26 protein-coding genes are annotated in these 16,273 nt (G+C 70.1%); 11 read left to right on the top strand and 15 right to left on the bottom strand.

Annotated elements, in window-relative coordinates; translation table 11 throughout:
• The first annotated feature begins 6 nt into the window (after positions 1-6).
• Positions 7-177, top strand: a complete 171-nt coding sequence (locus tag O7629_RS03140) for a type II toxin-antitoxin system Phd/YefM family antitoxin (protein ID WP_278167380.1) — start codon at positions 7-9, stop codon at positions 175-177.
• Between the two features lie 66 nt (positions 178-243).
• Here O7629_RS03140 and O7629_RS03135 read toward each other — a convergent pair whose 3' ends face one another.
• Complete coding sequence (locus O7629_RS03135) at positions 244-618, bottom strand: NPP1 family protein (protein WP_278167379.1); 375 nt, start codon at positions 616-618, stop codon at positions 244-246.
• Between the two features lie 103 nt (positions 619-721).
• Complete coding sequence (locus O7629_RS03130) at positions 722-1,021, bottom strand: SelT/SelW/SelH family protein (RefSeq protein WP_278167378.1); 300 nt, start codon at positions 1,019-1,021, stop codon at positions 722-724.
• 124 nt (positions 1,022-1,145) lie between these two features.
• Here O7629_RS03130 and O7629_RS03125 point away from each other — a divergent pair, with 124 nt between their 5' ends.
• Positions 1,146-1,775, top strand: coding sequence for an XRE family transcriptional regulator (locus O7629_RS03125; protein ID WP_278167377.1), 630 nt, complete (start codon positions 1,146-1,148; stop codon positions 1,773-1,775).
• Positions 1,772-2,950 carry an MFS transporter gene (locus O7629_RS03120; protein WP_347403712.1) on the top strand — a complete coding sequence of 393 codons (1,179 nt, stop codon included), beginning with the start codon at positions 1,772-1,774 and terminating at the stop codon, positions 2,948-2,950. Before O7629_RS03125 ends, O7629_RS03120 begins: the two co-directional genes overlap by 4 nt.
• Before the next feature lie 38 nt (positions 2,951-2,988).
• Here O7629_RS03120 and O7629_RS03115 read toward each other — a convergent pair whose 3' ends face one another.
• Entirely contained in the window at positions 2,989-3,813 is an 825-nt protein-coding gene (locus O7629_RS03115) for a helix-turn-helix transcriptional regulator (protein WP_278167375.1), read from the bottom strand.
• Between the two features lie 103 nt (positions 3,814-3,916).
• Here O7629_RS03115 and O7629_RS03110 point away from each other — a divergent pair, with 103 nt between their 5' ends.
• Entirely contained in the window at positions 3,917-4,840 is a 924-nt protein-coding gene (locus tag O7629_RS03110; RefSeq protein WP_347403655.1) for an oxidoreductase, read from the top strand.
• Between the two features lie 104 nt (positions 4,841-4,944).
• A complete protein-coding gene (xylB, locus tag O7629_RS03105; RefSeq protein WP_278167374.1) occupies positions 4,945-6,330 on the top strand; it encodes a xylulokinase in 1,386 nt (461 codons plus the stop codon).
• Positions 6,331-6,381: 51 nt separating this feature from the next.
• On the opposite strand, the gene O7629_RS03100 is transcribed toward xylB, so the two are convergent.
• Positions 6,382-6,540 (bottom strand): hypothetical protein, encoded by a 159-nt coding sequence (locus O7629_RS03100; RefSeq protein WP_278167373.1) that lies wholly within the window; start codon positions 6,538-6,540, stop codon positions 6,382-6,384.
• Between the two features lie 24 nt (positions 6,541-6,564).
• On the opposite strand from O7629_RS03100, the gene O7629_RS03095 reads away from it, so the two are divergent.
• A complete protein-coding gene (locus tag O7629_RS03095) occupies positions 6,565-6,816 on the top strand; it encodes an SRPBCC domain-containing protein (RefSeq protein ID WP_278167372.1) in 252 nt (83 codons plus the stop codon).
• Between the two features lie 40 nt (positions 6,817-6,856).
• Here O7629_RS03095 and O7629_RS03090 read toward each other — a convergent pair whose 3' ends face one another.
• The 3 genes from O7629_RS03090 to O7629_RS03080 form a co-directional block, all read right to left on the bottom strand.
• The gene (locus O7629_RS03090; protein WP_278167371.1) at positions 6,857-7,207 is read right to left on the bottom strand and encodes a hypothetical protein; all 351 of its coding nucleotides are present in this window, start codon (positions 7,205-7,207) and stop codon (positions 6,857-6,859) included.
• A gap of 261 nt (positions 7,208-7,468) precedes the next feature.
• Positions 7,469-8,368 (bottom strand): ImmA/IrrE family metallo-endopeptidase, encoded by a 900-nt coding sequence (locus tag O7629_RS03085; RefSeq protein ID WP_347403654.1) that lies wholly within the window; start codon positions 8,366-8,368, stop codon positions 7,469-7,471.
• A complete protein-coding gene (locus O7629_RS03080) occupies positions 8,322-8,675 on the bottom strand; it encodes a helix-turn-helix transcriptional regulator (protein WP_278174377.1) in 354 nt (117 codons plus the stop codon). The genes O7629_RS03085 and O7629_RS03080 overlap by 47 nt, the downstream gene beginning before the upstream one ends.
• Positions 8,676-8,967: 292 nt before the next feature.
• On the opposite strand from O7629_RS03080, the gene O7629_RS03075 reads away from it, so the two are divergent.
• Positions 8,968-9,531 carry a Uma2 family endonuclease gene (locus O7629_RS03075; protein ID WP_278167368.1) on the top strand — a complete coding sequence of 188 codons (564 nt, stop codon included), beginning with the start codon at positions 8,968-8,970 and terminating at the stop codon, positions 9,529-9,531.
• Positions 9,532-9,554: 23 nt separating this feature from the next.
• On the opposite strand, the gene O7629_RS03070 is transcribed toward O7629_RS03075, so the two are convergent.
• From O7629_RS03070 to O7629_RS03045, 6 genes are all read right to left on the bottom strand, one after another.
• The gene (locus O7629_RS03070; RefSeq protein ID WP_278167367.1) at positions 9,555-10,073 is read right to left on the bottom strand and encodes a GNAT family N-acetyltransferase; all 519 of its coding nucleotides are present in this window, start codon (positions 10,071-10,073) and stop codon (positions 9,555-9,557) included.
• A gap of 14 nt (positions 10,074-10,087) precedes the next feature.
• Positions 10,088-10,282 carry a DUF397 domain-containing protein gene (locus O7629_RS03065; RefSeq protein ID WP_278167365.1) on the bottom strand — a complete coding sequence of 65 codons (195 nt, stop codon included), beginning with the start codon at positions 10,280-10,282 and terminating at the stop codon, positions 10,088-10,090.
• Positions 10,279-10,980: a nucleotidyl transferase AbiEii/AbiGii toxin family protein gene (locus tag O7629_RS03060; protein WP_278167364.1), complete on the bottom strand. Its 702-nt coding sequence runs from the start codon at positions 10,978-10,980 to the stop codon at positions 10,279-10,281. Before O7629_RS03060 ends, O7629_RS03065 begins: the two co-directional genes overlap by 4 nt.
• The gene (locus O7629_RS03055) at positions 10,980-11,342 is read right to left on the bottom strand and encodes a hypothetical protein (protein ID WP_278167362.1); all 363 of its coding nucleotides are present in this window, start codon (positions 11,340-11,342) and stop codon (positions 10,980-10,982) included. The genes O7629_RS03060 and O7629_RS03055 overlap by 1 nt, the downstream gene beginning before the upstream one ends.
• Positions 11,343-11,569: 227 nt before the next feature.
• The gene (locus O7629_RS03050) at positions 11,570-11,764 is read right to left on the bottom strand and encodes a DUF397 domain-containing protein (RefSeq protein WP_278167360.1); all 195 of its coding nucleotides are present in this window, start codon (positions 11,762-11,764) and stop codon (positions 11,570-11,572) included.
• Positions 11,751-12,524, bottom strand: a complete 774-nt coding sequence (locus O7629_RS03045; protein WP_278167358.1) for a helix-turn-helix transcriptional regulator — start codon at positions 12,522-12,524, stop codon at positions 11,751-11,753. Before O7629_RS03045 ends, O7629_RS03050 begins: the two co-directional genes overlap by 14 nt.
• 142 nt (positions 12,525-12,666) lie before the next feature.
• Here O7629_RS03045 and O7629_RS03040 point away from each other — a divergent pair, with 142 nt between their 5' ends.
• Genes O7629_RS03040 through O7629_RS03030 form a run of 3 tightly spaced genes read left to right on the top strand, consistent with a single transcriptional unit; the run spans position 12,667 to position 13,769 of the window.
• Positions 12,667-13,053 (top strand): hypothetical protein, encoded by a 387-nt coding sequence (locus tag O7629_RS03040; protein WP_278167357.1) that lies wholly within the window; start codon positions 12,667-12,669, stop codon positions 13,051-13,053.
• Positions 13,043-13,330, top strand: coding sequence for a hypothetical protein (locus tag O7629_RS03035; RefSeq protein WP_278167355.1), 288 nt, complete (start codon positions 13,043-13,045; stop codon positions 13,328-13,330). The genes O7629_RS03040 and O7629_RS03035 overlap by 11 nt, the downstream gene beginning before the upstream one ends.
• The gene (locus O7629_RS03030; RefSeq protein ID WP_278167353.1) at positions 13,320-13,769 is read left to right on the top strand and encodes a Uma2 family endonuclease; all 450 of its coding nucleotides are present in this window, start codon (positions 13,320-13,322) and stop codon (positions 13,767-13,769) included. The genes O7629_RS03035 and O7629_RS03030 overlap by 11 nt, the downstream gene beginning before the upstream one ends.
• 12 nt (positions 13,770-13,781) lie before the next feature.
• Here the strand turns inward: O7629_RS03030 and O7629_RS03025 are convergent, their stop codons facing one another.
• Positions 13,782-14,897 carry an FHA domain-containing protein gene (locus O7629_RS03025; RefSeq protein WP_278167351.1) on the bottom strand — a complete coding sequence of 372 codons (1,116 nt, stop codon included), beginning with the start codon at positions 14,895-14,897 and terminating at the stop codon, positions 13,782-13,784.
• Between the two features lie 74 nt (positions 14,898-14,971).
• Entirely contained in the window at positions 14,972-15,265 is a 294-nt protein-coding gene (locus O7629_RS03020; protein ID WP_278167350.1) for a 4a-hydroxytetrahydrobiopterin dehydratase, read from the bottom strand.
• Between the two features lie 98 nt (positions 15,266-15,363).
• Here O7629_RS03020 and O7629_RS03015 point away from each other — a divergent pair, with 98 nt between their 5' ends.
• The gene (locus O7629_RS03015; RefSeq protein WP_278167348.1) at positions 15,364-16,197 is read left to right on the top strand and encodes a hypothetical protein; all 834 of its coding nucleotides are present in this window, start codon (positions 15,364-15,366) and stop codon (positions 16,195-16,197) included.
• Positions 16,198-16,273: the final 76 nt, after the last annotated feature.

Here is a 16,273-nt window from a genome sequence, read left to right as displayed (position 1 = left end):
CGCCGAATGGACGAGCCGCAGACCATCGGTGCCCGCGACGCCCGACCCGAACTCGGGAAACTGGTCGACGCCGCCCACTACGCAGGCCAGCACACGATCATCACCAAGTCCGGGGAGCCGCGCGCCGTGCTGGTGCCCTACGAGTGGTGGAACCAGCGGCAGAACCGGCCGGGTTAGGGCACTGCCCGGGCCATGGCGGCCCTCCCAGCACGGTCCTTCACCCCCGGCCTGAAGGCCGGAGCACTAGCCCGCATTCCGGTAGCTCGCGTACACGATGGCGCACCAGCCGTTGTTGCACTTCGACCTGGCGTACGTCTGGGTCCGGTCGAGATCCGACTGGTCGCGGCAGTTGCCGTTGACCGCCCCGGTGGTGTTCAGTCCGCCGTTGAGGGTGCGGTCGGGGGCGATCGCCGCGACCGGGTAGCACCCGTCGCCGTCGTAGTCGTAGGCCGGCGCGAACGTCAGCTCGTAGCCGCCGGCGGACTGGGGCAGGTTGGGCAGGTTCGCGGCCCGCGCGGCCGTGGCGGGAGCGACGACCAGCGCGGTGGATAGCGCTGCGGCGGCGATCCAGGTCCGGCTGCGGATCGCCGTACGGTTCAGGCTGGCGGAATGGTGCAAGGCGGCCTCCCTGGATGACCGAAGTGACCAGCGTATTGTGGTCGACGTCGATATCCAAGGAGTTGACTACCGGTGGCCGTACGGTGCACAGCCGAGCGGCGGATCAGAGCCCGTGCGGCAGGGCCCGGTCGGTGTGGCCAAGGCTGAAGTCGGGCGCGATGCGGTCCCGTACCAGTCTTTTCAGCTCGGGGATTCCCGGGAAGCCGCTCTCCCCGCGCGACCAGATCGTCTCACCGTCCAGCCGGACCTCGAACACCCCGCCGGTGCCCGGCACGAGCGCCACCTCACCGAGCCGCAGCGCGAATGTGGTGAGCAGCTCCTGAGCTGTCCACGCGGCGCGCAGCATCCAACGGCACTGCGTGCAGTACTCGATCTCCAACCGTGGCTGTTTGGTAGTGGTCACCAACCGAGTATGCCTGCGCCGGACACCGGGTCGACAAGGTCGGTGCCGGGCATGTCCGGCAGGGCACCGTCGGGCGGGCCACCGTACCGGCAAATGCCCTTGCTGGTCTGGCAAACTGGGCGGCATGGACGACGACCTCGACCATGCTCTCGACTCGGTCGGCCCCCGGCTGCGGGCGCTGCGCAAACAGCGCGAGACGACCCTCGCCGAGCTGTCGGCCGCCACCGGCATCTCGGTGAGCACCCTGTCCCGGCTGGAATCCGGCACCCGCCGGCCCACCCTGGAGCTGCTGCTGCCCCTCGCCCGCGCCCACGGTGTCAGCCTGGACGAGCTGGTCGACGCGCCACCGACCGGCGACCCGCGCATCCACCTGCGGCCGGTCACCCGGCACGGGATGACCGTCCTTCCGCTCACCCAGCGGGCGGGCGGCATCCAGGCGTACAAGCTGATCATCCCGGCACGCAGCCCGCGCCGCGAGCCTGAGCTGAAGACCCACGAAGGCTACGAATGGCTGTACGTCCTCGACGGGCGGCTGCGTGTCCTGCTCGGTGAGCACGATCTGATCCTCTCCCCCGGCGAGGCGGCGGAGTTCGACACCCGGGTGCCGCACTGGTTCGGCGCGGTCGGTGACGAGCCGGTCGAGTTCCTCAGCCTCTTCGGCCAACAGGGCGAACGCGCCCACCTGCGCGCCCGCCCCCGGGAGCGAGCGCGGGAGCGGACCGGGGAGCGGGCCAGGAATGGTGGTAGGCCCTGAACCGCGTACGCATCTGGGCCGCGCTCGGTTTCGTCTGCGTCGCCGTCGGTCTGTCGACCGCGATGGCCTCGCCGTACCTGACCCTGTTCCTCGACGACGCGGTCCGGGCCAGCGCCGGACAGATCGCGTTGTGCCTGGTCGCCGCCCCGGTCTCGGCGGTGGTGATCGCCACCGTGGTCGGACGGCTGTCCGACCGGCTGCCGAGCCGCCGGTGGCTGCTGGTCGCCGCCGCATCGGCCGGGTGTTTATCCAGCGCGCTCACCTCGGTCGTACGGGACTTCCCGGTCTTTCTGCTCATCACGGTCACATTGACCGCGTCGGCGCAGGTGATGGTCCCGCAGATGTTCGCCTACGCCCGGGAGGCGCTGGCCGGGTCCGCGCGAATCGCGATGGCGATGAGCACCTTCCGTACGCTGTTCTCCATCGCCTGGGTCGCCGGCCCGCCGCTGGCGTCGCTGCTGCTCACCACCGGCGGGTTCCGGCTCACCTACGCCGCGTCCGCCGTGGTGTACGCCGTCGCCGCCGGCGTCGTCCTGCTCGCCTTCCGGCACCGTCGTCGCCCGGACGTCGGTGAGCTGCGGGACACCCAGCGGTACGGGGCGGACGCCCCCCGCCGGACCATCTGGTTGAGCGTCGCCGCGTTCGTGCTGACCTGGTCCGCCAGCAACCTCGCCATCCAGGCCCTGCCGCTGCACGTCACCCGGGAGCTTGGGTCCGGTGTCGGGACCGCGGGTCTGCTACTTGGCCTGTGTGCCGGGCTGGAGATCCCGCTGATTCTCGGCTTCGGCTGGCTGTCCACCCGGCTCCCGGTGCACCGGCTGCTGCTCGTCGGCGCCGGCTGCGGGGCGGCGTACATGACGGTGGTCGCGGTCTCGCACCAGGTGTGGCCGCTGCTGGTCGCGCAGCTGCTCAACGCGGCGTCGATCGCCGCGCTCGGCGGCCTCGGCATCACCTACATGCAGGACATGCTGCCCCGGCACCAGGGGCGGGCTTCCACCCTCTACTCGAACGCCATCCCCACCGGCGCACTGCTCGCCGGCCCGGTCCTCGGCGCCGCCCAGCACGCCGGCTACCGGATGCCGTACGCGGTCGGCGCCCTGCTCTACGTGGGAACGCTCGGCCTGCTACTACTCGCCCGCCGCCGACCCGACCCGGCAGTACCCGTCACCCAGTGAGACGTCAGCTCGGGTACGACGTCAGCTCGCGTACGACGTCAGCTCGCGTACGCGCTGAGCAGTTGCAGCCGTTCGGCGTCGGCGCTGCCCGGCGCGGCGGTGTAGACGATCAGGATCGGGCCGGTGCGCCCCGGCGGGGTGTAGGCGTCCCAGTCCAGCCGCAGCTCACCGACCTGTGGATGCGGGAACGTCTTGCTGCCGCTGACCGATTCGCGTACGTCGTGGCGGGCCCAGAGCCGGCGGAACTCCTCGCTGCGGATGCTGAGCGTGCCGACGATCTCCCGGGCGCGCGGGTGCTCCGGGTCGGCGGCGACCGCCGCCCGCAGGAAGCCCAGGTAGTCCAGCACCGTCTCCTCCCAGCCGGGGCAGCGGCCGTGCGCCTCGGCATGCTCGAACATGTCGATCAGCGCGTTGGTCGGCCCGATACCCGGGTAGAGGGCGGCGGCCATGGCGTTCCAGGCCAGCAGGTCCAGATGCCGGCTGACCACCACGGCCGGGGTGTGCAGGCTGTGCAGCAGCCGGTGGGTGCTCTCCGGGACGGTTTCCCTGGTACGCCGTCGTGGTTTCGGGGGCTGCTGCGCCCGGCGGGCCAGCGCCCGCAGGTGGCGGGTCTCCTCGGCGTTGAGCGCCAGGGCGCGGGCGATGCCGGTCAGCACGTCGTCGGACGGGCGAACGTCGCGGCCCTGCTCCAGCCGCTGGTAGTAGTCGGTGCTCACCCCGGCGAGCAGCGCCAGCTCCTCGCGGCGCAGCCCGGCGACCCGCCGACGCGGGCCGGGTGCCAGTCCGATCTCCTCCGGCCGCAGCCGGGACCGCCGCTGACGCAGGAAGTCGGCCAGCTCGCGGGCGTAGACCGTGCTCGTCACACCATCGAGTGTGCCGGTCGACGCACCCCGCAGGGTAGGTCCCGTGGTCCCAGGTTCGCCAGGTCTCTCCAGCAGCCCGTCCGGCTACCTAGCGTCGGCGGTCATGCAGGACATACGGAACTGGACTGAAGAGCAGATCCCCGACCAGCACGGCCGGCGCGCGGTGGTGACCGGGGCGAACTCCGGCGTGGGGCGGGTCACCGCGCTGGAGCTGGCCCGGCACAGGGCCGCCGTCGTGCTGGCGGTACGCAACGTGGCGGCCGGCGAGGAGGCAGCCGCCGCGATCCGGCGCGAGGTGCCGGGCGCCGACGTCGAGGTACGCCGGCTGGATCTGGCGTCACTCGCCTCGATCCGGGCCTTCGCCACCGACTTCACCGGCAACCTCGACCTGCTGGTCAACAACGCCGGGCTGGTGTTGACCGGCCCGCGACCGCCGCTGACCGTGGACGGGTTCGACCTGCAGGTGGGCACCAACGCGCTCGGGCCGTACGCGCTGACCGGCCTGCTGCTGGACCGGCTGGTCGCCGGCAAGGAGCCCCGGGTGGTCACCGTGTCATCGATTGTTCACAAATGGCGCAATCTCGACCTGAATGACCTGATGTTGGAGCGTTCCTACAACGGAAACCGGGCGTACGCGTTGTCGAAGCTGGTCGGCACGATCCTCGGCCTGGAGCTGGACCGCCGGCTGCGTACCACCGGGTCGCCGGTGGTCAGCGTGCTGGCCCATCCCGGCATGACCCGTACCAACCTGACCCCGCGCGCTATGGCCGACCGGGGCCGGCTGATGCGCACCGCAAGCCGGCTCACCTCACTCATCGTCAGCGACGTCGAGGCCGGGGCCCGACCCCAGCTGTACGCGGCGACCGCCCCCGGCGTACGGGGCGGGCAGTTCTTCGGGCCGGGCGGGTTCCAGGAGGTCCGTGGCCCGGTCACCGAGGTGCGGGCCAGCGATCAGGCCCGGGATCCGGGCAACGGCCGCCGGATGTGGGCGGCGGCGGCCCGGCTCACCGGCGTCACGTACCTCTGACCGCCGCTCTCTACCCGCCGCAGGAATCACCGTTGGACCAGTTCATCGATGGGCGTAAGGTCGACCTCGGCTGACCGTAGGGCTCGACACGTGCGAGGTGTGCGTTGACGCTAGTTGCCGGGGTCGACTCGTCGACCCAGTCGACCAAGGTCGTGGTCTGCGACGCGGACACCGGTGAGGTGCTGCGCGAGGGCCGCGCGCCGCACCCGGACGGCACCGAGGTCGACCCGCGCGTGTGGTGGGCCGCCTGGGAGCAGGCCAGCGCCGGGCTGCTGGACGGGGTCGCCGCAATCGGCGTCGGCGGGCAGCAGCAGGGCATGATCTGCCTCGACGACGCCGGCGAGGTGATCCGGGACGCCCTGCTGTGGAACGACACCCGGTCGGCGCAGGCCGCGGTCGACCTCACCGACGAGTTCGGCGGCCCGAAGGCGTGGGCCGACGCGGTCGGCCTGGTGCCGGTGGCCAGCTTCACAGTGACCAAGCTGCGCTGGTTCGCCCGCGCCGAGCCGGAGCTCGCGGCCCGGACGGAGACGGTGCTGCTGCCACACGACTGGCTCACCCACCGGCTGCGCGCCGACGGCGGAGCGCCGACGACCGACCGGGGTGAGGCCTCCGGCACCGGCTACTGGTCGGCGGCGGCCGAGGATTACCGGCGCGACCTGGTGCGGCTCGCGTTCGGCCGGGACGTGGCGCTGCCCCGGGTCGCCGGTCCGGCGGAGGTGGTCGGTGAGACCGCGTCCGGCGCGCTGCTGTCGGCCGGCACCGGCGACACCATGGGTACGGCGTTCGGCGTCGGCCTGCGCCCCGGTGAGGTGGTGGTGTCGCTGGGCACCTCGGGATGTGTGTCCGGGGTGAGTGAGGTGCCGACCGCCGATCCGAGCGGGCTGGTGGCCGGCTACGCCGACGCGACCGGCCGGTTCCTGCCGCTGGTGTGCACGCTCAACGCGGCCCGGGTACTGGTCACCGTCGCCGACCTGCTGGGCCGGTCGCTGGCCGAGCTGGACGAGTTGGCGCTGTCGGCGTCGCCGGGTGCGGGCGGGTTGACGCTGCTGCCGTACCTCGACGGGGAACGCACCCCGAATCTGCCCGACGCGCGCGGCCTGCTGGCCGGGATCACCCGGGCGAACGCGTCGGCGGCGAACCTGGCCCGCGCGGCGGTGGAGGGCATGCTCGGCGGCATCGCCGACGCCCTCGACGCGCTGCGCGCCCAGCACGTGCCGGTCGACCGGGTGCTGCTGGTCGGCGGCGCGGCCCAGTCCCGGGCGGTACGGGCGATCGCGCCGGCACTGTTCGGCGCGCCGGTGAGCGTGCCGCGCCCGGCCGAGTACGTGGCGCTCGGCGCGGCCCGGCAGGCGGCCTGGGCGCTGTCCGGTGCCGCCGAGCCGCCACAGTGGCCGGTCGAGGCCGAGGAGGTCACCGCCGCCGCCACCCCGCAGGTGCACGAACGCTACGTCGACGTCCGCGACCGGGCGCTGCCGCTGCTGACCTGACGCCGGCCGCCGCGCGCGCCGGCCCGATCCGGTCCCCGGTGCCAGGTCGGCTCAGTCGAGGTCGAGCAGGTCCCTGATGTCGGCGGCGGACAGTTGCGCGGAGGCGAACTCGCCCCCGTCCAGCACACTGCTGAACAGCTCGGCCTTGCGCTGCTTCAACGCCATGACCTTCTCCTCGATGGTGTCCTTGGCGACCATCCGGTAGTTCATGACGTTCGACGTCTGACCGATCCGGTGGACGCGGTCGACGGCGCCCGCTTCGTCGACATCGTCCCCGGCGTACGGGTCGTGCAGGCCGTCGACTTCGTCGCCGACGATCCCGCGTACGCCGGCACCATGACGATGACCTGGGAAGCGACCGCCGTCGACGGCGGCACTCGGGTGGCGATCCGCGCCGAGGACGTACCGGCCGGCATCAGCGCGGCGGACCACGCCGCCGGCCTCGCCTCCTCGCTGGCGAACCTCGCCACGTACGTCGAGCACTAACTACGCGGAGCAGTAACCTGCGCCGACCGGCCGAGGCCGGTCACGCCCAATGGCTGGGAGACAGCAGTGGCGTCGCCTCGATCGGCTGCAGCCCGTCGTCCAAGCCACGGAGACGCTGGTAGATGTCACGCATGGCGGCCCGGTCGGGAATATGTTGCGTACCGGCCGCCCGCTGCAGCACCGTCAGCGTGCTGACCAGGCGGATCGACCCAACTGGCCGCCCGGCGGCATGGAGCTGTCGCAACCGACCAATTTCAGCGGCTGCGATCCGGGCTCCCGCTCCGTCGTCGATGAGCACGGACATCGCTTCGCCCGCTTCTGCTGCGACGACAGCATGCGCTACCACCATGATCTCGCCCAGATCCCTCGGCTGTTGCATCCGTTTCTGCATTGGTTGCTGGGTAATCCGGGCGTACGGCCACCGCGAGTTCCGGCGTCTCATCGTCAGACAGCACCTGGATCCACCGTGGCGTAAGTTTGCGCCACGCACTGCCTGCCGTACGGAATCGTGGGTCCGCCCGCGCCTTGCGCAGCACCTCGTCCTGCACCGTCTCCGGGGCACTCAACGGCCCGAGGACACCGATGAGGAGCCGTTCCTTGTTGATCGACAGGAAGTTCAGACCAGGGCCTGCATCGATGATCGGCCGTGGGCTCATTGCTTCCCTGTCTCCGTGGCCCACTCCTCACCGTCGCCCGCGTCGCGGAGGTAATCGTCGAGCTCCGTCAAATCGACTCCGACATCCGGCAGGTTCGCCGGATCAGCCCAGATCGTCCGCTGGGGCGCAGGCCCGATCCCAGCCTCGGCCAGTTCCACTTCGGCTGCTTCGAGGGCGACTCCGCGCAGGTTGGCGATGACCTGGGCGGAGAGCACACCTGCCGCGTAACCCTCGATTGCCCGGGACAGTAGTCGTTGTGGCGCCCGCCGTCGGTTCGAGTCAGCCTGTAGTGCGTTGTACTGGTCGATCCATCCGAAGCGGACAGCGAGTTGGGGGGTCGTCACTCCCATCCACTCCGCCTTCCTGCCCGCGTCGATGTACCCGGCCTGCTCCAAGGCGATGGCGGCAACGGCTGGAGACACCAGGTAGCGCTGGACGACGGCGGACAGCACGGACCGATCGGTCACCCGCAGGTCCGCGAGGAACTGCCGCAGACCGTCCAGCGGCAGCAGCAGGTGCCGGGCGAAAGCATCGGCCCGAACCTCCACCGGCGACCGCTGGCCGCAGCTGCCGGCACCGTCTGCCGCCCAGTCACCGAACTGCACGTGGCCGAGCTCGTGGGCGAGCGTGCTGCGCTGCCGCATCGGGTGCCGGGTCCGGGCGACGCCGATGAACACAGTGCCGTGGGCCGGGTCACACATGGTCAGACCGTGTTCATCCGGTCCAGCGTCAAGGACCGCCACATCGACGCCGGTGGCCTGTTCAATGACCGCGACGAGATCACCCAGCGGCTGAATCCCGAGGTGGTGCTCCAGGCGGAAACGGCTGGCCGCCGCGCGTCCCTGTGCTTCAGGTGTCACGCCCGGAACCGATGTCGCTGACGGCCGGGATGGCATATTGGTGAAGATAGTCATCGAGCTCCAGAAACCCTAGTAGGGCCTGCCTCATCCCTTCCATGTCCGAACCACCGGTCGCCCTGGCCGCGAACTGGACCCGGTCCGCCACCGCCACCGCCCCGGTGAGTTGAGCGACGGTGTGTCCGGTGGCCCAGGCAATAGTGACGATCTCGGGCATCTTGGCCACCCGGTCGCCGGAGATGATGCGCGACAGGGTCGACTGCGAGACGCCTGAACGTTCGGCGAGAGCTCGCTGACTCAGACCAGCGGCGATCCGGGCACGCTCGATCCGGGCACCAGTACTCATTGCCGCCACCCCTCCCGACTTGAATCAATTTCCCGCGCAGTGATTCAGTCTACCTCTGCTCAGGGCCTCCCGTCTTGTACCACCGTCACAGCCACCCACCCTCCCAGAGCCCGGCGCTGCATCGACCTCGTGGCGGCCGGCCGACATCTGACCCGCCACCCGAGTGGTCAGGAGCGCCGTCAGGGCGTGGCTATCCCGGGCCTGACCTACTCGACTCGCCGACGATCGCCGGCTCGGCGGCACGCGGTGGTGGGAGGCTTGTGGCAGCCTCCGTCAGGAAATGAGTCTGCCGATGAGCGTTGCCGCACTTGATCACCCCGAGCCGTGGACCGAGTCCGAGTACTTCGCGCTCGGGGAGACCCGAAACCGGATCGAGTTGATCGACGGCGGGCTGTGGGTGCACCCGACACCGGACCGACCCCATCAGGACATCTCGTTCCTCCTCCTGACCGCGATCCGGCCGGCCGCGCGGTCGGCGGGTCTGCGCGCATACGAGGCGGTGAACGTACGACTGGCCGCCAACCGGATCGTGATCCCGGACCTGGTGGTGGCGAAGGTCGGGCGACTCGGTGGCGTCGCCGACGCACACGAGGTCGTCCTGGCCGGCGAGATGACCTCGCCGAGCAGTGTCGCCACCGACCGCGTACAGAAGATGCAGTTCTACGCGGCCGCGCGGATCGGCTGGTACCTACTCGTCGAGCCCGACATGGTCGAGTACGAAGCACTTACGCTGCGACTGTTCCGGCTGGAGGGCGAGCACTACGTCGAACATTCGGTCGCCGCAGACGGACAGCGGCTGACCTCCGACCTTCCGTTCCCGATCGACGTCACGACCGACGCCCTGCTCGACTTCTAGCGCCGCACAGGTGACCCGGTCAGTCATCGGCGCAACGTGTCGAAGCTGAGGCAGATATCCGCAGGTGCGCCCGGCACCGACGCCACCTCGGACCGGTGCCAGTGCGGTCCCACCGCGTCGGTCGCCACCCGCTGCCAGAACGCCTGCGCCCCAGGGTTGTACGCCTGGAAGGCGATCCTCCACCGGCCCGGCCATTCGGCGATGACCTGGCCAGCCGCCACACGTCCTACCCCAGTCCGCCGCAACGGCCGGACCACGAAGAAATCGTTGATCAAGGCAATCTCATCCGCCCGGCCCGCCATGACGAATCCGCCAAGCTCTCCCGCCACTGTGATCAGCCACGCCCGAGTGTCCGGATCCGCGCCGGCCAGAAAGCGGTCGAGACGGCGGTTGTGGTAGGTGCCGTCCGCGTTCGGCAGGTGGCGATACGCTTCGGCAAGGTCGTACCGGTAGAGCTGCCCCAGGTTGCCGAGCACCGCACGGTGCGACCGGTCGACCGGCGTCAGGCCGACCGGCGTCGACGGAAGCTCCGGCGGGCGCATGCCGGCCCCGATGGTCAGCGTACGGCTGACGGGGTGTGGGCGACGAAGGCGGACCAGGCGGCCGGCGCGAAGGCCAAGGTGCCACCGGCCCGGTCCTTGGAGTCGCGCACCAGCACCCGGCCCGGCAGGTTGTCGGCGACCTCCACGCAGTTGCCGCCGTTCGGGCTGCTGCGGCTCGACTTGCGCCAGATCGGCTCACTCGCGTTCATCGATCATCCTCACGTTCAGATCGCGGTGCGACTCCGGAGAGCTGGGCCCGGATCCGAGCCTGCCAGGTGCTGAACCGGTCACGCAATGCGGCCACATCGTTGGCGTCGAGCCCGTAGTCGATGAAGTCCTGGTCATCGAACCGAGCGATCGAGCCGAGCATCTGCGCGAAGAGCTGCTGGTCGAAGCCAGCATCTGCGTCTGCGGCGAGCGCGCAGAGCTTGTCATGGGTGTACCGGCCACGTGTTACGGCGGCGTCGATGTCGAGGAAGTCGCGTGCTGCCGCGCGGTTGTAGAGCGCGTCCATCTTGCCTGCCATCACATCGTCAGGGTGGAGCACCGGGCCGATCTGCATCTCGACGGGCGGTTGCGCGCGCCAGTTCGCGACAAGTTCGACGCGGTGCTGCTCGCCTGGGGAATCGCCGTGACTGATGTGCAGTCGAGCGAAAGTGTCCAGCCGAAGATCGACGGTGACGTTGAATCCTTCGGCTTCGTAGGCAGCGATGAGGACGTCAACAGCTTGGGGAAAGTCGGCGCGACGCTGCCAGTCGGAAAAGAGATCGACGTCTTCACTCGGCCGATCGAGGATCCCATGCGCTGCCACAGCATGGCCGCCGGCCAACGCGAAGCCGAAGGGTCCGCCCGCCCGCAGACCGATTTCAGCCAGTTGTCGATGGAGTGGGTGAGTCTCGTGCGGCACTACGCGGCGGCCTGCCGGGCATGCGCGAGAACCTGGTGCTTGGACTCCCACGCCTGCCGGACCTGTGGAGGCAGGACCAGCGTAGGCCAGAGGCGGACCAGCGTCGGGCCGTCCAACCATTGAATAAGGTCATCCACTGTCGTGGCTTCGCGGAGCACTGTCTCGTACATGCTGGCGAGCCGGCGAGGGTTGGTGAGGTCGTACCGCGCTCGCCCCGACCAGTCGAGGCTCTTACTCAACGTAATCTGCCCACTGACCGGCCCATGCAGATCGTCGAGGTGGTCGCTGACCACGTACGGACGCTGGTCGGCGTAACGCGACCCGCTTGGCGCGCCTCGCCCCGCCCTGCTGAACTCGTCCACGTCCCAGTCCCCGATCCTGGCCAACACATCGTCGACTACGACGAATCATAACGACGGCGCGCTCGGCTCACCGCCAACGCGCCGTCAGCACACGCTGCCACACCAGCATTGTCCCGCCACCGGGCACTCGATGGTGTCCGACCGGCTCGCCCGCTGATGAGATGAGGGCGAGCCGGTCGGCGGAGTGCACATGCCCGTGGGCTGGGTGGGGCGGCGGTGGGGGTGGGTCAGCGTACGGCTGACGGGGTGTGGGCGACGAAGACGGACCAGGCGGCCGACGCGAAGGCCAGGGTGCCACCGGCCCGGTCCTTCGAATCCCGGACCAGCACCCGGCCCGGCAGATTGTCGGCGACCTCCACGCAGTCGCCACCGTTCGGGCTGCTGCGGCTGGACTTGCGCCAGATCGGCTCACTCGTGTTCATCGATCATCCTCACGATCAGATCGCGGCTCTGGCTGACGGTGAGCGCCAGTCCCGACACAGCATCCCACGACTGTTCCAGGTCGAGCACGTCCTGAGCCTCGGTGACGATCCGGCCACCGAGATGGTCGTCGAGGTAGCCGATCCGTCGGTCGTTGGGGAGGCAGGCGATGACGAACGCGCCGGCCAGCCCGACGTGCATGCCGACATCGGCGGGGAGCACCCGGATCTGCACATCCGGACGGTGGCCGATGTCGACCAGGTGCTCCAACTGGTCCTTCATGAACGCGCCGGTCACGCGCAGCACCGCCTCGGCGATGATCGAGGTGAACTGGATGTCCTCGTCGCGGTCCAGCGTGGCCGACTGGCGTTCCAGTCGAACGGCGAGCGCCTCGTCGAGCCGCCGCCGGGTGCGGGTGCCGGCGGCGAGGACCGCGCGGGCGTACGCCTCGGTCTGCAGCAGCCCCGGGATCACCAGTGGCTGGAACGAGCGCAGCACCAGCGCCCGGCGCTCACTCTCCAGCCAGGAGCGCAGCCACAGGGCCTGCGCGTCCTCCCGGGCGGTCCGGGACAGCCGCTGGATCTGGTTGCCGGTCTCGTAGATGCGGTCGAGGTCGACGGCGGTGTCCGGCAGCGGGATCGACTTGCCGGTCTCGAACGCGCCGATGAGGGAATTGCTGACCCGGATGGCCTCACCCACCTGGGCCTGGGTCAGATTGCGCTTGAGGCGCTCACTGCGCAACAGATCCTGAAGTTCACTCATCTCCTGGCCTCCATTGGAATCCACTGGTACGCGCTGGAATGACTGACGCACGGCAATCGGTGAACTGAGTATTCCGTGTCGAGGTCGCACAGTCCAGGGTGGAAATCGCCACAGGCGCTTCGACGACGGCAAGGGAGATCACGTGTTGCGCAACGACGGAATCGGCGGCACACCCCGCCTCGCCCGCTACACCTCGATCGGCACGCCACCCGGCGGGAAAAAGGATCATGATCCGACGCCGAACCGGCCGCCACTGCCGAACAGCGTCCGCCTGTCAGTTGATCACCCGGTGGTACGGCGGGCGCGGGAGATCGTCAGCACCCATCTGCCGAGCCGACTCGCCGAATGCCGGGTGTGCAATTCCGCCGCGCTCTGCGAGCCGTTCACGAAGGCGCTCGCGGTGCTGCGCCGGCACGATCCGGGAAAGGCCCGACGGGTGATGGCCGTACTCTATTTCGCCGGCCTGTGGCCTCCGGTGACCCCCGACGACGAAGCCGATGGGAATGGGGATGGTGACGATGTCGCGTAACGAACTGCTCCGTGTCGGCGACACGCTGCGCCTCGGCAAGGCCGACTGGGTGTACGCCGACCGGTCGATGATCGTCCGGGTCGCCGACATCCGCTACGGGCTCGACCAGGAGCAGTCGCAGGTCGTCGGTCTCATCGGCACCGTCGTCGCCAATGGCCGGGACGGCCGGATGGTGGCGATCGCGGTCTACAAGAGCGCGCTGACCCGCCCCGGTGTCGTCGAGCGCCCCCGCCCCGTCAACGGCGAGACCTACGACAATCAGCCTCATGAGCACTGAACACACGCCGGCCGTACCGCTCGACTCCGCGCACGCGATGACCGCCAGCCGGCTGTGCGCCTGGTTCATCATGGCGGGTTGGCCGGCAGAGCAGGTTCTTCAGGCGGCTGGGGTCCGGATCCCCGGGCCAGACGGCGACGGGGGCAGGATCCCGGACATCAGCGTCTGGCAAAAGCCTCCGCCCAGGAGCGTCTGGTCAGCGGTGGCAGACATCGTGCTCGTGATCGAGATCGTCTCGCCCGGTTCGGAAGGCATCGACGCGGTGACAAAAGTCCGCGAGTACGCCTCGGCGGGCATCCCCCAGTACTGGGTGGTCGACCGAGACGGCGCGCAGACCGTCACCCTGCACCGGCTCGCCGCGCACGGCACCTACCAGGAGAGCGCCAAGATGCCGCTGGCCTGGCTGCTACAGACGTCCCCGGCCGACCACCTCGGCTGAGCGAGACAGGGGTCAGGGGCGGTCCATCATTCGCAGCGCCATGGTCGGCGCGTCTGCCATCACCGACGTCGGGTTCGCCACGCCACCGGTGGCCCAGACCTTCGACCGGGCGATGTGCACCCCCGGGTAGAGCTCGACGACGTCGGTGGCCTGCAGCGGCCGGGCCTGGCGTTTGATGGTGCGGCGTTCGTCGTCGTCAGGCGAGCCACCCGGCCGTACGCCGGTGCCGTTGGTGCTGACGTCCTGCACGACGAGGTCCCTGCCGTGCAGCTCGAACCGGACGTGGCTGCGGCTGATCCAGCGCCGCGCCTCCTCGGTGAGCCACTGGCCGAGCATGATGCCTTCGCCGCGTTCGGGTGCCCGGCCGACCACCATCGGGTGGTCGGCGGAGACGACGAACCGCTGCCGGACCATGCCGTCGATCCGGATCGACAGCACCTCGGCCGGCGGGCGGGCACCCGTCTCGGTGAGCCGTTCCCCGTGCCGGGGGCAGGTCGGCTGGCCGGTACGCAGCGTCGGCGGCGGCTGCCCGCCGGGGCGGCCGACCCGCATCCGGCCGAACAGCGCGCACTCCGGGTCGGGGCAGCTCCACAGCCGGGCCAGCAGCTGGGCACCGGCCGGCGACGGTTCAGCGGTCGCCGGTGTGTTGCCGCCGCCGGCGCGGGCGGTCAGCGCCGGGCCGCCGTGGCCGGGCAGCGGGGCGAGCAGCCGGCCAGGCTGATTGAGCCACTGGTAACGCCCGCGCATGCCGTCGAACCGGTGGCGGCTGAGCACCGGCAGGCCGAGCAGTTCAGCGACCTCCAGCAGCCGGTCGGCGGGGTCGGCGAGCACCTCCACCAGGCCGTCGTCGGACCACCGGCGGGCGACCATCCGTTCGTTGGAGGTCAGGTCGGCGTCGGAGAGCAGGCCGCGGTGCACGACCACGTACACCGGGACGTTCTCCTCGGCGACGCTGCGGCCGAGGGCGTCGATCAGCTGCCCGAGGCGCAGCATGTTGGCCGGTCGGCCGTTGTCGAAGTCGACGTACCGGACGACCTCGGCCAGGTCCACGACGGCGCGTGCGGTCGCCGGATCGGTGCTGAGTCGGCGCTCGATCGCGTCGAGCACCTTGCTGACCTCAAATCTCACCGCGTACCTCCCCCGGTCAGGAATCCCACCGCGTACCTCTCCCGGTCTGGAATGTCACCGTGTCCGCTCCCCCGTCAGCCCTGCGCCGCGACGATCTCGTCGATGCGGCGGGCCAACTCGATGTCCAGGGCGGTGGTGCCGCCGGCCGAGTGGGTGCGGCACCGGAAGGTCAGGGTCCGCCACCGGATGTCGATGTCCGGGTGGTGGTCCATCTCCTCGGCGGTGATCGCCACCCGGGTCACCACGGCGACCGCGTCGGGAAAGGTCGCCAACGAAACGGTACGGGCGATCGCCTCGGGGTCGCCCACCCAGTCCGTCAGCTCCGCGAGCGCGGCCTGCACCTGTGCGGTGTCCAGCACCTCTGCCATGCGGTGACCTTACCGTCTGTCTCGCCCAGCTGATCGGCACGCGGGTCGCGGCGAGTAGGTTGTCTCGGCATCAGTCATTCCTGTTTGAGAAGGCATAAATGCCACAAACGAGGCAAACCACTGCAATTGTCGGCGGGCTTGTTGTTTCACTCGCCCTCATCGTCACCGGGTGTGGCCGGTCGGGCCCCGCCACCGACCCGGACCCGACGGCCACAGCCTCGGCCAGCTCCGCCGACGACCGGGCTGACGACCACGGCGACGCCACGCAGGCGCTGGCCGCCGCGATCGGCAAGGCCCAGGAGCAGCCCGCCAGGGTGCGGTTCGTCATGTCCGGCCGGTCCGGCGAGACGACCGAGGCGCACGCCGAGATCGACCCGGAGAACCAACGGATCAAGGTCGAGTCCTACTTCCAGGAGGACGGGTCCACGGTAATGATCACCATGATCCTGCTGGAAGAAGACTTCTACCTGATGAGCGGCAGCGGAGAGCAGGCCGGAGTCTGGTTCCACACCGAGCGGGCGAACCTACCACCCGGGGGCACCCTCGACACGATGGCCAGGGGTGACCTGATCGGCGCGGACGGTCTGCTCCGCGGCGTCACCGCTGCCGAGTGGACCGGGGAGAACGTGATCGCCGGCACCGTCGACCTGACCGGATGGTCCTCTGTGGCCCTGCCCAACCTCGGCAACTCCGGTGACCTCGGCGACTCCGGTGAGCTGGGTGACATGATCCGCGCCGTGCCGTTCACCGCCGCCATCGACAGGGAGCGCCGGCTCGTCGACCTGTCTCTCGGCGACGAGCAGCAGCTGCCTGAGGTGCCGACGATCTGGCTGCGCCTCGGCAACTTCGGCCGGGCCGAGACCATCGAGGCCCCCACCTATGGCGAGATCGTGCCGATGCCGGAGGCGATGGTAGCCGCGCTCGACGAGTGACCCGACCGGCACCGGACCGCGCACCGACCGGCACCGGGCCGCGCACCGATCACACCGGACCGCGCACCGCTCGCCA

The organism is Solwaraspora sp. WMMD792, from assembly GCF_029626105.1.
Taxonomy (GTDB): domain Bacteria; phylum Actinomycetota; class Actinomycetes; order Mycobacteriales; family Micromonosporaceae; genus Micromonospora_E.
Note: the sequence above shows the minus strand (reverse complement) of the source record. Positions and strands in the feature narration are given on the sequence as shown.